Origin of the sequence: Methylobacterium aquaticum (genome assembly GCF_016804325.1) — a bacterium.
GTDB classification, from domain to species: domain Bacteria; phylum Pseudomonadota; class Alphaproteobacteria; order Rhizobiales; family Beijerinckiaceae; genus Methylobacterium; species Methylobacterium aquaticum_C.
Genome location: NZ_CP043627.1, coordinates 832,946 through 848,124 on the forward strand (window position 1 = coordinate 832,946; position 15,179 = coordinate 848,124).

Annotated in this window: 15 protein-coding genes; 13 read left to right on the top strand and 2 right to left on the bottom strand. The window is 71.7% G+C overall.

The window, feature by feature from the left end; all coding sequences use genetic code 11:
* The first annotated feature begins 56 nt into the window (after window positions 1-56).
* The 11 genes from F1D61_RS03660 (at window position 57) to F1D61_RS03710 (ending at window position 9,395) form a co-directional block, all read left to right on the top strand.
* On the top strand, window positions 57-1,346 hold the full coding sequence (locus tag F1D61_RS03660) for a glutamate-5-semialdehyde dehydrogenase (protein ID WP_203158912.1): 1,290 nt from the start codon (window positions 57-59) through the stop codon (window positions 1,344-1,346).
* A gap of 68 nt (window positions 1,347-1,414) precedes the next feature.
* Window positions 1,415-2,023, top strand: coding sequence for a nicotinate-nucleotide adenylyltransferase (locus F1D61_RS03665; protein WP_203158913.1), 609 nt, complete (start codon window positions 1,415-1,417; stop codon window positions 2,021-2,023).
* Window positions 2,024-2,280: 257 nt separating this feature from the next.
* Window positions 2,281-2,592, top strand: a complete 312-nt coding sequence (rsfS, locus tag F1D61_RS03670) for a ribosome silencing factor (protein WP_348649457.1) — start codon at window positions 2,281-2,283, stop codon at window positions 2,590-2,592.
* A 29-nt stretch (window positions 2,593-2,621) separates the two neighbouring features.
* A complete protein-coding gene (rlmH, locus tag F1D61_RS03675; protein ID WP_203156558.1) occupies window positions 2,622-3,110 on the top strand; it encodes a 23S rRNA (pseudouridine(1915)-N(3))-methyltransferase RlmH in 489 nt (162 codons plus the stop codon).
* Window positions 3,107-4,417, top strand: coding sequence for a murein hydrolase activator EnvC family protein (locus tag F1D61_RS03680; RefSeq protein ID WP_203156559.1), 1,311 nt, complete (start codon window positions 3,107-3,109; stop codon window positions 4,415-4,417). Before rlmH ends, F1D61_RS03680 begins: the two co-directional genes overlap by 4 nt.
* Window positions 4,417-5,757 carry a S41 family peptidase gene (locus F1D61_RS03685; protein ID WP_203156560.1) on the top strand — a complete coding sequence of 447 codons (1,341 nt, stop codon included), beginning with the start codon at window positions 4,417-4,419 and terminating at the stop codon, window positions 5,755-5,757. Before F1D61_RS03680 ends, F1D61_RS03685 begins: the two co-directional genes overlap by 1 nt.
* 124 nt (window positions 5,758-5,881) lie before the next feature.
* A complete protein-coding gene (locus F1D61_RS03690) occupies window positions 5,882-7,075 on the top strand; it encodes a divergent polysaccharide deacetylase family protein (protein WP_203156561.1) in 1,194 nt (397 codons plus the stop codon).
* Between the two features lie 136 nt (window positions 7,076-7,211).
* Window positions 7,212-7,745, top strand: a complete 534-nt coding sequence (locus tag F1D61_RS03695; RefSeq protein ID WP_203156562.1) for an RNA pyrophosphohydrolase — start codon at window positions 7,212-7,214, stop codon at window positions 7,743-7,745.
* A 34-nt stretch (window positions 7,746-7,779) separates the two neighbouring features.
* The gene (locus F1D61_RS03700) at window positions 7,780-8,463 is read left to right on the top strand and encodes a DUF2939 domain-containing protein (RefSeq protein WP_203156563.1); all 684 of its coding nucleotides are present in this window, start codon (window positions 7,780-7,782) and stop codon (window positions 8,461-8,463) included.
* Window positions 8,464-8,618: 155 nt separating this feature from the next.
* On the top strand, window positions 8,619-9,053 hold the full coding sequence (locus tag F1D61_RS03705; protein ID WP_048430358.1) for an Hsp20 family protein: 435 nt from the start codon (window positions 8,619-8,621) through the stop codon (window positions 9,051-9,053).
* Window positions 9,054-9,143: 90 nt separating this feature from the next.
* On the top strand, window positions 9,144-9,395 hold the full coding sequence (locus F1D61_RS03710) for a DUF1150 family protein (RefSeq protein WP_203156564.1): 252 nt from the start codon (window positions 9,144-9,146) through the stop codon (window positions 9,393-9,395).
* Between the two features lie 19 nt (window positions 9,396-9,414).
* On the opposite strand, the gene F1D61_RS03715 is transcribed toward F1D61_RS03710, so the two are convergent.
* Window positions 9,415-10,188 carry an alpha/beta hydrolase gene (locus F1D61_RS03715; protein ID WP_203156565.1) on the bottom strand — a complete coding sequence of 258 codons (774 nt, stop codon included), beginning with the start codon at window positions 10,186-10,188 and terminating at the stop codon, window positions 9,415-9,417.
* 255 nt (window positions 10,189-10,443) lie between these two features.
* Here F1D61_RS03715 and F1D61_RS03720 point away from each other — a divergent pair, with 255 nt between their 5' ends.
* Window positions 10,444-11,676 carry a glycosyltransferase family 4 protein gene (locus F1D61_RS03720; protein ID WP_203156566.1) on the top strand — a complete coding sequence of 411 codons (1,233 nt, stop codon included), beginning with the start codon at window positions 10,444-10,446 and terminating at the stop codon, window positions 11,674-11,676.
* A 276-nt stretch (window positions 11,677-11,952) separates the two neighbouring features.
* Window positions 11,953-12,474: a translation initiation factor IF-3 gene (infC, locus tag F1D61_RS03725; protein WP_048430889.1), complete on the top strand. Its 522-nt coding sequence runs from the start codon at window positions 11,953-11,955 to the stop codon at window positions 12,472-12,474.
* Window positions 12,475-12,613: 139 nt separating this feature from the next.
* Here infC and F1D61_RS03730 read toward each other — a convergent pair whose 3' ends face one another.
* Window positions 12,614-14,878 carry an amylo-alpha-1,6-glucosidase gene (locus F1D61_RS03730; RefSeq protein ID WP_203158914.1) on the bottom strand — a complete coding sequence of 755 codons (2,265 nt, stop codon included), beginning with the start codon at window positions 14,876-14,878 and terminating at the stop codon, window positions 12,614-12,616.
* Between the last annotated feature and the right edge of the window lie 301 nt (window positions 14,879-15,179).

The following is a 15,179-nucleotide window of genomic DNA, read 5'->3' on the forward strand; positions in this document are numbered from 1 at the left end:
ATGACGGGTTTCCTCCGACATCGTGGGCCGCTTCCCGCGGCCGGGATGAGATGACCGTGTCCGTGCTGAGCCTGAAGCCCCGTTCCGAGGATGTCGACGCGCTGATGCGCGAGATCGGCCGGCGCGCCCGCGCCGCCTCCCGCCGGATGGCTCTGGTCCCAGGCCCGGTGAAGGATGCCGCCCTGCGCGAGGCCGCCGCCTGCTTGCGCGATGCGAGCGCGGCGATCCTGGCGGCCAACGCCGCCGACCTCGACGAGGGGCGGGCAAAGGGCCTGACGGTCGCCTCCCTCGATCGCCTGGCCCTCGACGCGGCCCGCATCGAGGGGATCGCGCAGGCCCTGGAGAGCATCGCCGGCCTGCCCGAGCCGGTCGGGCGGGTGCTCGCCACCTACGAGCGGCCGAACGGTCTGACGATCGACAGGGTGGCGACGCCGCTCGGCGTGGTCGGGGTGATCTTCGAGAGCCGTCCCAACGTCACGGCGGATGCCGGCGCGCTCTGCCTCAAGGCCGGCAACGCCGCGATCCTGCGCGCCGGCTCGGAGAGCCACCGCAGCGCCACCGCCATCGCGAAGGGCATGATCGAGGGCCTGACCCGCCAGGGCCTGCCGGCCGACGCGATCCAGCTCGTGCCGACGACGGACCGGGCGGCGGTCGGTGCCATGCTCACCGGCCTTAACGGCGCCATCGACGTGATCGTGCCCCGCGGCGGCAAGAGCCTGGTCGCCCGGGTGCAGGACGAGGCGCGGGTGCCGGTCTTCGCGCATCTCGAGGGGATCTGCCACGTCTTCGTGCATGCGGCCGCCGACCTCGGCATGGCGCGCGCGATCGTGCGCAACAGCAAGCTGCGCCGCACCGGCGTCTGCGGCGCCGCCGAGACCCTGCTGGTCGACCGCGCCTGCGCGGCCACCCATCTCGCGCCGCTGGTGACCGACCTCCTGGAGGCCGGCTGCGCCGTGCGCGGCGACGAGACGGTGCGGGCGGTCGATCCGCGGGTGACGCCGGCGACCGAGGAGGATTGGCGCACCGAGTATCTCGATGCGATCATCTCGGTCCGGGTGGTCGACGGGCTGGAGGCCGCCATCGACCACATCGAGGCTTACGGCTCGCACCACACCGAGTCGATCCTGACCGAGGACCGGGCGGCGGCCGAGCGCTTCCTGGCCGAGGTCGATTCGGCGATCGTCGTCCACAACGCCTCGACGCAATTCGCCGATGGCGGCGAGTTCGGCTTCGGCGCCGAGATCGGCATCGCCACCGGGCGGATGCATGCCCGCGGCCCGGTCGGCGTCGAGCAGCTCACCACCTTCAACTACCGGGTCCGCGGCACCGGGCAGATCCGCCCGTGACGGCCTGACCACGGGAGCCCCGGAGGAACGCTCCCGTGATCGTGCGTCTGCCGCCCCTCGCGCCGGGCCTGCGGGTCGGCCTCTATGGCGGCTCGTTCAACCCGGCCCATGCCGGCCACCGGCATGTCAGCCGGCTGGCCCTGCGGCGCCTCGCCCTCGACCGGGTGTGGTGGCTGGTGAGCCCCGGCAACCCGCTGAAGGACCGCAGCCATCTGCCCGAGGCGGCGGCCCGCGCCACGGGCGCCCGGGCGGTGGCGGCCGATCCGAAGATCGCCGTCACCGACTTCGAGGCGGGGCTGGGCGAGGGCCGTTTAGGGATTCGCTACACCATCGACACCCTGCGCTGGCTGACCGAGCGGCACCCGGAGGTCCGCTTCGTCTGGATCATGGGCGCCGACAGCCTGTCCAGCTTCCACCGCTGGAAGGGGTTTCGCGAGATCGCCGCCCGGATGCCCTTCGCGGTGATCGACCGGCCGGGCTACACCTTGAAGGCTATGTCCTCCCCGGCCGCCCGCCTGCTCGCCGCCTCCCGCATCGGCGAGGCCGCCGCCCCGACGCTCGCCGACCGGGCGCCGCCCGCCTGGGTGTTCCTGCACGGGCCGCGCAACAGCCTGTCCTCGACGGCCCTGCGTGCCGGCGCCGCACCGAGGCGACAGGGCGCGACGAATCGGGATTAATGCCGGACGCGCTTGAAAAATCGCCTTCTGTTCGCCACTGTCTCCGGTGAATGGGATCGGCACCGCGTAGGCCGCGGGCATTATCGTCTCGTGGCACCACCGGGTGCCTTCATCGACAGGGGCCGGCACTGAACGACGCAATCTCTCACGAAGCTCAGGACAACGAGCTTCCCGCTGACGCCCAGGCGCAGAATTCCACGATCGATGCGCCCGAGGCCGCGGACATGAGGTCGGTTGCCCTCGCCTGCCTCGAGGACATGAAGGCCGAGGAGACCGTCGAGATCGACCTTCTCGGCAAGACCTCCATCGCCGACGCCATGATCATCACCTCCGGCCGCTCGCAGCGCCATGTCGGCTCGATCGCCGACAAGGTGATCCAGGAGTTCAAGACCCGCGGCTTCGGCAATCCCCGGGTCGAGGGACTGCCGGCCTGCGACTGGGTGCTGATCGATGCCGGCGACATCCTGATCCACATCTTCCGGCCCGAGGTGCGGCACTTCTACAACCTCGAGAAGATGTGGGGCGCCGACCGCCCGGCGGATCGCTCGGGCGAACGCCTCGTCGGCTGAAAGCCCCTCAAGGGAACGGACACGCCGCCATGCGGCTCGCCCTCGTCGCGGTGGGCCGCCTGAAGCGCGGTCCCGAACGCGACCTCGCCGAGGAGTATCGAGGACGGGCCGACGCGCTCGGCCGCGGTCTCGGCTTCTCCGCCGTGCAGCTGACCGAGATCCCGGAGAGCCGGGCTCGGCGCGCGCCGGACCGTTGCGCCGAGGAGGCGGGGGCGATCCTGGCGGCGGTCCCGCCCGGCGCCGCCCTGGTCGTCCTCGACGAGGGCGGCAAGGCGGTGACGAGCCTCGGCTTCGCCGACCAGCTGGGCGCCTGGCGCGACGGCGGTCGGCCCGGTCTCGCCATCGTGATTGGCGGCGCCGACGGCCTCGATCCTAGTGTGAGAGCCAGGGCGGACCTGGTCTTCGCCTTCGGGGCCGCCACCCTGCCGCACGGCCTCGTCCGGGTCCTGGCCCTGGAGCAGCTCTACCGGGCGATGACGATCCTCTCCGGCCACCCCTATCACCGCGGCGCCCCGTGACCCGAGCGCTCCTAGCGATCGTCCTGTCCCTCGCCGCCGCGAGCCTCGCCTGCGCCCAGCCGGCGCCGGCTGAAGATCCCGTGGCGAAGGCCCAGGCCGAGAAGGACCGGAAGGCCGAGAGCCTGCGGGCGATCGAAACCGCGCTCCAGGCGAGCGCCGAGACCAAGGCCAGGCTTGAGCGCGAGGTCGCCGAGATCAAGGGCGACGGCGCGCGCCTCAACCAGGCCCTGATCGACGCCGCCCGCAAGGCGCAGGAAGCCGAGACCCGCATCTCCGACCTGGAAGGGCGGCTCCAGACCATGGCCGGCAGCGAGACGGCGTTGCGCCGCTCGCTGGAGGCCCGCCGCGGCGTCATCGCGGAAGTGCTGGCGGCGCTCCAGCGCATGGGCCGGCGCCCGCCCCCGGCGGTGCTGGTGCGGCCCGAGGACGTGCTGGCGGCGATCCGCACCTCGATGCTGCTCGGCGCCGTGGTGCCCGAATTGCAGGGCGAGGCCGAGACCCTGGCCGGCGACCTCGCCGAGCTGGTGCGCCTGCGCGGCCTGATCGCAGCCGACCAGGAGACCCTGCGCGGCGACATCAAGGGCTGGGCCGCCGAGCGCCAGCGCCTCACCGCCCTCATCAGCGCCCGCCAGGCCCGGCTGGGCGAGGCGGAGAGCGGGCTCACCGCCGAGCGCGAGCGGGCGACGGGACTTGCCGGCCAGGCCCGCACCCTCAAGGATCTGGTCGACCGGCTCGACGGCGACCTGGCGAACGCCCGCAAGGCCGCCGGCGCGGCCAGGGAGGCGGCGGAGGCCGAGAGCCGCGAGACCCGCGAGCGCTTCGCGGCGGCCTCCTTACGTGATCCGGCGCGGCTCGCCCCGAAGGTTCCCTTCCCCCAGGTGCGCGGCCTGGTGCCGCGCCCGGTGAGCGGCGAGGTGGTGCGGACCTTCGGCAGCCCCGACGGCGCCGGCGGCACGAGCCGCGGCATATCGCTCATGACCCGCCCGCGCGGCGTCGTTTCCTCTCCGGCCGACGGCTGGGTGGCTTACGCGGGGGCGTTCCGCTCCTACGGACGTCTCTTGATCATCAACGCGGGCGACGGCTACTATCTCCTCCTGGCGGGCATGGACCAGATCAACGTCGAGGTCGGTCAGTTCGTGCTAGCGGGGGAGCCGGTCGCCGTGATGGGAGACACGGGCTCCGCACCTTCGGCGGGAGCCGGTGGGCGGAACGATCCCGTCCTGTACGTCGAGTTCAAAAAAGACGGTGGCTCCATCGACCCGGATCCTTGGTGGGCCAAAGGGTCAAGCGAGAAGGTTCGCGGATAATGCGCAAAGTTTCCCTCGTCCTGTTCGGAGCCATGTTGGGCGCCGGGACGGCCACGGTGGCGACCCAGACCCACCTGCTCTCGAGCACGAGCGCAGTCGCCGCCTCGGCCGAGACCTACCGCCAGCTCAGCCTGTTCGGCGACGTGTTCGAGAAGATCCGCACCGACTACGTCGAGAAGCCCGACGAGGGGAAGCTGATCGAGGCGGCCGTCAACGGCATGCTGACCTCGCTCGACCCGCATTCGAGCTACATGGACGCCAAGAGCTTCCGTGACATGCAGGTCCAGACCAAGGGCGAGTTCGGCGGCCTCGGCATCGAGGTCACGATGGAGGACGGCCTGATCAAGGTCGTCACCCCCATCGACGACACGCCCGCCGCCCGCGCGGGGCTTCTCGCCAACGACATCATCACCCAGATCGACGGCGACCAGGTCCAGGGCCTGACCCTCAACCAGGCCGTCGACAAGATGCGCGGCCCGGTCAACTCGCCGGTGAAGCTGAAGATCACCCGCAAGGAAGCCAAGGACCCGCTCGAGGTCACGCTCAACCGCGACCTGATCCGCATCAAGCCGGTCCGCTCGCGCACCGAGGGCGGCGACATCGGCTACATCCGTCTGACCCAGTTCAACGAGCAGACCTATGACGGCCTGAAGGCCGCCGTCGACAAGCTCTCGACCGAGCTGCCCGGCGACAAGCTCAAGGGCTTCGTCATCGACCTGCGCAACAACCCGGGCGGCCTGCTCGACCAGGCTGTGATGGTCTCCGACGCCTTCCTCGACCGTGGCGAGATCGTCTCGACCCGCGGCCGCAACCCGGACGAGACCCAGCGCTTCTCGGCCAAGTCCGGCGACCTGACCAAGGGCAAGCCGATCGTGGTGCTGGTCAACGGCGGCTCGGCCTCGGCCTCCGAGATCGTGGCCGGCGCGCTCCAGGACCACAAGCGGGCCACCGTGCTCGGCACCCGCTCCTTCGGCAAGGGCTCGGTGCAGTCGATCATCCCGCTCGGCGGCAACGGGGCGCTCCGCCTCACCACCGCGCGCTACTACACCCCGTCCGGCCGTTCGATCCAGGCCAAGGGCATCGAGCCGGACCAGGAGGTGCTGCAGGACGTGCCCGACGAGCTGAAGGGCAAGGACGAGACCAAGGGCGAGGCCGGCCTGAAGGGCCACCTCAAGCAGAAGGACACCGAGGAGCGCGGCGGCTCGTCGGCCTATGTCCCGCCGGACCCGGCCAAGGACAAGCAGCTCCTCGCCGCGGTCGACTTCCTGCACGGCGTGCAGAAGGGCGCGGCCAACACCGCCAAGAGCACCGACAAGCCGACGGACACGAAGCCGAACTGATCGGCTGACGTCCTGCGGCGGTCTTAACGCCGCGTTTACCGCGAAGGCCCGCAATGCCGGTAACGACCGGCGCTGCGGGCCTTCCGCTTTCTTGGCAGCGACACGGTCGCGGGACCTCACGACCGTGCCGCTCGCGTCCGACACCATCCTGACCCGTCCCCTCGGGCTGAGGGACGAAGCGTCTGCGCGCCTCCAGCATTGGCGCGCCGCCCTGCGACCCCGCGTGGTCGCCGCCGCCGGCCTGGGCGCGGGCGTCCTCGCGCTCGCCGCCTTCCTCGTCCTCAGCGACGATCCCCTCGCGGGCGAGCCCTACGCCATCGCGACGGTGGAGGTGCGGGCGCCCGTCGCCCCGGTGCCGGAGCCCGCAATCCCGTCCCGTCCCGATCCGGCCAGCCGCAGCGCCGGCGAGGTCGAGCGGGCCTCGGGCGTCGCGGTGACCCGCCCGGAGGGCACCGGCGCGCCGGATTCGGTGGTGATCCGGGTGCCGGGCAACGGCCCGATCCAGCTTGCACCCGCCCCCGATCCGCGCCTGTCCGAGCGCGGGCGCTACGGCACCCTGCCGAAGATCGGCCCGGACGGCGCGAAGGCCCTCGACGTCTATGCCCGGCCCGAGGCCTCGGGGCTGGAGAAGGGCGGGGCGGTGGCCGGCCGCATCGCGCTCGTGGTGTCGGGCCTCGGCATCGGCCAGGCGGCGACCCAGGACGCGGTGCAGCGGCTGCCGCCGGCCATCTCCCTGGCCTTCGCGCCCTACGGCGCCGACGTGACCCGCAGCGCCGCCCGCGCCCGAGAGGCCGGGCACGAGGTGCTGGTCCAGGCGCCGATGGAGCCGTTCGACTATCCCGACAACGATCCCGGTCCCCAGACCCTGCTGGCGGGAGGCAAGCCGGCCGAGAATCTCGACCGGCTCGCCTTCGTGCTCGCCCGGGTGCCCGGCGCGGTCGGGGTGATGAATTTCATGGGTGCGCGCCTGACCAGCGAGAGCGCCGCCCTCGAGCCGGTCCTGCGCGAGATCGGCGGGCGCGGCCTCGGCTTCCTCGACGACGGCACCTCGCCGCGCTCGCTCGCCCGCGATGTCGGCCGCAAGGCCAAGGTGCCGGTGGCGCGAGCCGACATCGTCGTCGACGCGGTGCCGCGCCCCGACGCGATCGACCGCGAGCTCGCCCGGCTGGAGGAGGCGGCGCGCAAGTCCGGCTTCGCGCTCGGCTCGGCATCCGCCCTGCCGCTCTCGATCGACCGGATCGCCCGCTGGTCGCGCGACCTCGAATCCCGCGGCATCCTGCTGGTCCCGGCGAGCCGGGCCCTGCGCTCCGGCTCCTGAGCGGCGCCGGTTTTTGCATCGCGACGCGATCGTCGGACACCGTATGATACGGCACGTCGCGTTCTCGAGGCCCCGTCGCGTCATTTTCCGCCTGGTATCCGGTCCCCTTCACGGGAATTTGCTCTAAGGTCGCCCCATGGCATCGCACCACCGTCCCGAGGCCGCGCTGGCCAGCCTTCCCTACCGGCCTTGCGTCGGCATCACGCTGTTCAACCGCGACGGGCTGGTCTTCGCCGGCCACCGGCGGTACGATTCCGGCGATCTCGGCGCCTATGCCTGGCAGATGCCGCAGGGCGGCATCGACGAGGGCGAGGCGCCGCGCGAGGCCGCCCTGCGCGAGCTCTACGAGGAGACCAGCGTCGCGCCGGGCTCGGTGCGCTTCCTCGCCGAGGCGCCGGGCTGGTACTCCTACGACCTGCCGACCTTCACCGAGGGCAAGCCCTGGAAGGGGCGCTTCCGCGGCCAGACCCAGAAGTGGTTCGCCTTCGCCTTCGAGGGCGACGAGCGCGAGATCGACATCCTGCGGCCGGGCGGCGGCGCCCACAAGGCGGAGTTCGACGGCTGGCGCTGGGAGCCGCTGGCCAACCTCGCCGCGCTGGTGATCCCGTTCAAGCGCCCGGTCTACGAGCAGGTGATCGCCGCCTTCGCCCACCTCGCGCGTCCGGCGTGACCGGCCCCGTGCGCGTCCACGTCGGCGGCAGGGCATGACGCGCTGGTGGCTCGCGGGCCTGGCGATCCTCGTCGCGTGGATCGCCTACGGCGCCTCGCCCTATCTGGCGCTCTACCGCATCTCGCAGGCGGTGCATGCCCACGATGCGACGGCCCTGGAGCAGCGGGTGAACTTCCGCACCCTGCGGCTGTCCCTGACCAAGCAGGCGCTCGCCGCGGCGGTCGACGCCATCGCGGCGCGGCGCGACCTGTCGCCCCGGGAGCGCACCATCCTGACCGAGGCGAGCGGGGCGCTCGCCGGGCCGCTGGTCGAATCCCTGGTCACGCCCGAGACGCTGATCGACCTCCTCGACGACGGTTGGCCGGTGCGCGCCGGCCTCGCCCGCGACAATGTCCCCCGCGACAGTGCCCCCCGCGACGGCGCGCCCGGCGACACGACGGCGTCCCCTCACGAACCGTCCACTCAGGAGGCCCCGAGGAAGGACGGCCTCGGCCTGAACGCCTCGACGTTCAGCCAGCTCTTCGCCCTGTTCCGCTCGGCCGAGCCGCGGGGTTTTCGCGGCATGGTGGTGAGCTACCCGCCGGACCGGCCGATCGAGAACCGCTTCCGCCTTCGCCTTCGCCTGCGCGGCTGGACCTGGCGCCTCGTCGATCTCGAACTGCCCGGCGCCTTGCGCGAACGGATCAGCCAGCGGCTCACCGGCGCGATGCAGCGCTGAGCGCGCGAGAGGCGGGGCCCCGCCCTTGATGAGGACCCTCCGGCTCCTCATATCGTGACCTGGGCCGGCGGAGTTGCGGTCGGCCCCGACGGGCGCTGCGGATGCGGGCCCGGACAGCCCACGAAGTGCCTCCGCAACAGGGCTTCGCCGACATCATGACGCGTCCTTCGCCGTTCGGGCATCCGTTCCTGCTGGGCTTCGACGAGATCGAGCAGGCGCTCGACCGCGTCGCCAAGGCCGCCAACGACGGCTACCCGCCCTACAACATCGAGCGTCTGCCCCGGACCGAGCGCGAGCCCGAGCGGCTGCGCATCACGCTCGCCGTGGCCGGCTTCACCCGCGACCAGCTCGACGTGACCCTGGAGGAGAGCCAGCTCATCGTCCGCGGCCGGCAGGCCGACGACAAGAGCCGGACCTTCCTCCACCGGGGCATCGCCGCCCGGCAGTTCCAGCGCGCCTTCCTGCTCGCCGACGGCATGGAGGTGCTGGGCGCCGACCTGTCGAACGGACTCCTGTCGATCGACCTCGCCCGGCCCGAGCCGGAGCGCATCGTGCGACGGATCGACATCGGGTCGCGCGACGGCGACTGACCGTCCCCATATCATCCGTACACCGGTCGGCGGGCCGCTTCGGGGCCTCAGCCGATCACCGTCCTGCTGCCTTTCAGAGGAGGGCGCATCATGTCCGACAACACCCCGACCATGGACTCCACCGCGCTCGCGGCCCTCGGCGAGGGCCACGTGGCCTATATCCGCGCCATGCGCTCGGAGGAGGTCAAGCGCCTCTTCCCCGAGGCCCCCGACCTGACCCCCGGCCTCGACCTGTTCGCCGTGCTCTCGGCGAGCGGCGCCCCGATCCTGCTCACCGACAGCCGCGACGCCGCCTTCGCCAATGCCTGGGCGCACGATCTGCAGGCGGTCAGCGTCCACTGACCACCCGATCGGGAGGGCGTCAGCCTTCCCTGGGCGCGATCCCCTCGACCGCCGCCACCAGGCGGTCGAGATCGGCGGGACCGGAGAGACGGTGGTCGCCCTCCTTGGTCAGGGTGAGGACCACGCCCGTCTCCGGCAGCCGCTCGACGAGCGTCATCGCATGCGGCCACGGCACGTCCGGATCGGCCATCCCCTGCAGGATGTGGACCGGGCAGCCCGGATCGATCGGGCCGCCGAGCATCAGGTGGTGCCGCCCGTCCTCGATGAGCGCCCGGGTCACCGGCGTCGGCTCGGGCGAGTATTGCGACTCGCGCTGCCACACCCCGTTCTCCATCACCTGACGGCGGATCTCCTCCGGGAATCGCTGCCACATCAGCACCTCCGTGAAATCCGTCGCGGGCGCGATCAGCACCAGCCCGGCGGGCCGCACCCTGGCGGCGGCGAGGAGCGCGATCCACCCGCCCATCGACGAGCCGACCAGGACCGGGCGCTGCGGCGCCAGGGCGGCGATGACGCCTTCCGCATCGGCGAGCCAGTCCGAGATCGTGCAATCGGCGAAGGTGCCCTCCGATTCGCCGTGGCCGGTATAGTCGAAGCGCACGAAGGCGCGGCCTTTTCGCGACGCCCATGCGTCCAGGGCCTCGGCCTTGGTGGCGCGCATGTCCGACCGGAAGCCGCCGAGCCAGACCACCGGCGGTCCCGCACCGGGCCGCACCAGGGTGGCGAGGCGGCGGCCCCGCACGTCCAGCAGGGTGGCGGGTGGGCGCGGTGCTGCCGCCGTGTGCTCGTGCATGACGTTATCCCCGTTATTCCGTGGGCAACCCTGGTCGCGGCCGCCCGGTGCCCAAGGTTTACCGATCCGCAACACGACAGGGCGACCTTGATGCATCGTCCGTGAGCGGACCGTGCCGGCCGGCTTCTACACCGGAGACGGCCGGCGGTCCTGTGTGAGATCCGGTCGGCCTCTCGCCGGCCTTCGTCGATTCCTGCGCAGAGCGGGTGCCGTCATGCCGCGAGTGCTGCGATCAGAACCCTGACCCGGAGTCCCATGCCGTCGAGCCAGGCCACGCCGTTCCCGGCCGCGAGCCATCCGCTGGCGGGCCGCACCGTGCTTCAGATCATCCCGGAGCTCGACGCCGGCGGCGCCGAGCGCACCGCCGTCGACGTGGCGGCGGCGCTCGCCGCCGCGGGCGCCCGGGCGCTCGTCGCCACCGAGGGCGGGCGCCTCGTCGGCGAGCTGCAGGCCAAGGGCGGCGCCTGGGTGCCGTTCCCGGCGCGATCCAAGAACCCCTTTGCCATGGCGCTCCATGTCGGGCGGCTGATGCGGATCTGCCGGGCGGAGCGGGTCGACCTGATCCATGCCCGCTCGCGGGCCCCGGCCTGGGTGGGCTTAGGCGCCGCGCGGCGGCTGCGCATCCCCTTCGTCACCACCTATCACGGCAGCTATGCCGGCCGCTCGCCGGCAAAGCTCCTCTACAACTCGGTGATGGCGCGCGGCGACGTGGTGATCGCCAATTCGCACTTCACCGCCGACGCGATCCGGCGCCTCTTTCCGCAGGTCGCCGGCGACCGGGTGCGGGTGATCCACCGCGGCACCGATCTCGCGGCCTTCGCGCCCGCCCAGGTCGCGCCGCAGCGGGTCGAGGCCCTGCGCCGGGCCTGGGGCGTCGCCCCGCACGAGCGGGTGGTGCTGCTCGCCGCCCGCCTCACGCCCTGGAAGGGGCACCGCGTGCTGATCGAGGCGGCGGCCGCCTTGCGCGCGCAGGGTGTCGCCGAGTTCACCGTGGTGCTGGCGGGCGATCCGCAGGGACGGACCGCCTACCTGCGCGAACTGGACGCGATGATCGCGGCGCATGGGCTCGCGGGCTCGGTGAAGCGCGTCGGCCATTGCAGCGACATGCCGGCCGCCTACCGGGCGGCCTCGGTGGTGGCGGTACCCTCGACCGAGCCCGAGGCCTTCGGCCGTTCCGCGGTCGAGGCCCAGGCCCTGGGCACGCCGGTCGTGGTCTCGGATCTCGGCGCCGTGCCCGAGACGGTGCTGGCCCCGCCGGAGGTGCCGGCGCACGAGCGCACCGGCTGGCGGGTGCCGGCGGGCGACGCGACGGCGCTGGCCGGCGCCGTCGCCGAGGCGTTGCAGCTCGGGGCCAGCGCCCGCGACGCCCTGGTGCGCCGCGCCCGCCGCCACGTCGAGACGCATTTCTCCCTCGAGCTGATGCTGGCCGACACCCTGGCGGTCTATGCGGACTTGCTCGACGGGACCCCCGCAGGGGAGGGGCCGTGAGCGGGCGCCGGACGGCCGGAATCGGCCGCCGCGTCGTGGACCTGGCTTCGCGCGGACCTGTCTTCGCGAAGCTGTGATGGCCGGCCGGTCAGGCGCCCGGCAACCAGGACTCGCATCCGTGAGTTGACAAATCGGGCAATCTGGCCAAGGTGCTAGTGTACACCGGAGTCTACCCGCGCGGTGGTTCGTGATCGGTCCCGGAGGGGCACGGTCGGCGGGCCGCCGCTGGACGACATGATTGAGGAGAATGAAGCCATTCGCAGACCTATGAGAGCCATGCCGGCCCCGCAGAAAGACGGGCCGCGCGCGAACCGGGACATCCGCGGCGTCCGCGAGGTGCAGCTCATCGACGATACCGGCCAGAACCGCGGTGTCATGGGCTTCTTCGAGGCGTTGCAGGTCGCCGAAGAGGCGGGCCTCGACCTCGTCGAGATCGCGCCGAACTCCGTGCCTCCGGTCTGCAAGCTTCTCGACTACGGCCGCTTCCGCTTCAACGAGCAGAAGAAGCAGGCCGAAGCGCGCAAGCGGCAGAAGACCGTCGAGGTCAAGGAGATCAAGCTCCGTCCCGGCATCGACAAGCACGACTACGAAGTCAAGATGAAGGCCGTGCAGCGGTTCTTCGAGGAAGGCGACAAGGTCAAGGTGACCCTGCGCTTCCGCGGCCGCGAGATGGCGCACCAGGATCTGGGCCTGCGCCTGCTCGAGCGCGTCAAGTCGGAGACGCAGGAAATCGCCAAGGTGGAGAGCGAGCCGCAGCTCGAAGGCCGCCAGATGATCATGATCCTGGCGCCGCGCTAAGAGCGACGGACCTGCATCCGCGCTGCGTCACAGGGCGCGGTACGGATCACCGAACGCTCCGGGCGCGGGTTTCTCGAGAGAGCCCGCGCGGGGAGCATCGAAGGGCCGGGCATGTCCCGGCCCATCGCTTTTTTTCGGCCTATTTCAGCAGCACCACCTGCGCGTCGCCGGTCCGGCGCAGCACGTTCACCGTGACGTCGCTGCCGTGGCGGTGCAGCAGCAGGTCGACATGGCTGTCGCCGAGCTTCAGGTTGCGGATCAGCACGTCGTCGAGGAAGGACGGCAGGATTGGATCGCGGAAGCGGATCCGGTTGCGGTCGTGGCGCAGTTCGAGCCCGAGGCAGGCGGCCAGGAACGCGAAGGGTGCGGCCGCCGCCCAGGCCTGCGGGCTGCATGCCACCGGATAATTGGTCGGCCCGCGCTGCTTGCGCTGGATGAAGCCGCAGAACAGCTCCGGCAGCCGCCGACCCTCCTGATAGAGCGAGGCGCCGTGCTGGCCCTCGAACACCCGCGCGGCCTCCGCCTTCAGGCCGTAGCGGGCGAGCCCGAGCGCGACGAGCGCGTTGTCGTGCGGCCAGATCGAGCCGTTATGGTACGACATCGGGTTGTAGCGCGCCTCGCCGACCGCGATGGTCCGCACGCCCCAGCCGTTGAACCCGTCCTTCGACATCAGCACCGCGGCGACGCTCTCGGCCCGCTCCGGATAGGCGATGCCGGTGAAGAGCGCGTGGCCGGCATTCGAGGAGCGCACGGCGCAAGGCCGCTTCTCGCCGTCCAGCGCGATGGCGTAGGTGCCGATCTCGGGCAGCCAGAACTTCTCGTCGAAGGCCTTGCGCAGCCGCTCGGCCTCGCCCTTCAGGCGCTCGGACAGCGTCTCGTCGCCCAGCAGGGCGGCGAGCTTCGCGGCGCCCTTCTTGGCGGCATAGACGTAGCCCTGGACCTCGCAGAGCGCGATCGGGCCCTGCGCCATCCGGCCGTCGGCGTGGAAGATCGAGTCGTGGCTGTCCTTCCAGCCCTGGTTGGCCAGGCCCTTCTCGGTCTCGCGGGCGTACTCGACGAAGCCGTCCTTGTCCCGGTCGCCGTATTCGTCGATCCAGTTGAGCGCCGCCAGGAGGTTGGGCCAGATCGCCTTGATGGTCGCGAGGTCGCCGGTCTGCTCGTAATACTGGCCGGCCAGCATCACGAAGAGCGGCGTGGCATCGATGGTGCCGTAATAGAGCTTGAACGGCACCTCGCCGAGGATCGCCATCTCGCCGTTGCGGGTCTCGTGCAGGACCTTGCCGGGCTGGGCGTCGGCGGCGGGGTCGACCGTGGTGGCCTGCGTCGCCGCGAGGTGGCGCAGCACGCCCTTGGCGATCTCGGGGTCGATCCACAGCGTCATCATGGCGGTGATGATGCCGTCGCGGCCGAAGACGGTGCTGTACCAGGGGATGCCGGCATAGGGGTAGACCCCGTTCGGCGTGCGGCTGAGCAGCATGTAGAGGTCGGCCGTCGCGCGGCAGGCGGCCTCGTTGAACTGGTCGTTCGAGCTCTCGATCGTGGTGATGTTGGCGGTGGCCTTGCGCAGGTCGCGTCGCGCGTCGCGATAGGCGAGCGCGAAGGTCATGCCCTCGCCCTTCGGGTGGCCGTCCTCCCGGCGCGGGCTCGGATAGGCCGCATGGGTGAAGGGCAGGGCGCTGCCGACCACCGCCTCGCCGTCGCGGCTGTGATCGACCGTGTCGCAGATCGCCCGCACGAAGATCGAGGCGCGACCGCCCGGGGCGAGCTTGACCTCGAACTCGGCCTTGTGCGCCTCCAGCCGCGCGGGCTTCGGCCCGAAGCGCAGGCGGGTGGTGCGCAGGCGCTTGTCGAGGCCGTCGTAGCGGTAGGTCACCTCGTTGGCGCCGGTCACCTCGACGCTGCGGGTGCCGCGATGGGCCCGGTCGCTGCCGCGGACCTCGAACAGGTCGCGAAAGTCGGCGTCGAAGCTCAAGGCGACGCGCAGGTGGCGCGGCTTGGTGTCGTAGTTGCGCAGGCCGATCCGGTCGTAGCAGGTGCCGCGGAACAGGAATTTCGTCCGCTCGAGCGCGATGATCTCGCGCGGGATGCTGGTCTCGTCGCCGGCATCGAGCCGGATGTCCGGCGTCGTCAGGTCGACCGAGAGGGCGCCGTTGTCGTCCTGCACCACCGAGCCGAGCAGCATCGGCCGCTGGCCCTCGACGGTCAGCTCCAGGCGCGACAGGAAGCGGGTATCCTGGAAGTACAGGCCCTCGGGACCGGGGAAGACGCCGATATCGCCGTAGCTGTCGAGCACCGCGAAGGCGTCGCCGTGCTTGAGCGAGCGCAGCTGGCGCTCGACCAGCGAGGTCTGGGCCTCGATGTGGTATTGCGGCAGCGTCTCGTCGTCGGGGGCGGTCGCGACCATCGGCACGGCTTCACTCCTTGGGGCTTCGCTCCGCGAGGCGTCGCGGCGCGAGGTGTCACGGGGATCGGGGCGAGATCTCGGGGCTCCGGACGGATGCCCGGGGGCAGCGGGGCGGCGGAGCCCGCGGCGATTCGCGGGTTGGCCCCACGCTAGAGCGAATGTGGGCCATCATGCGGCGGGCGCCAGGGGGAGGCGACGTCGGACCGGCCCGGATTTCGGGCAGGTCGGTCCGAGCCGCGCGCAACGTCGGAGCCTGTGCAGGTTAGCTCCCGAAGATTCTACACACTCCGCGTCATTCCGG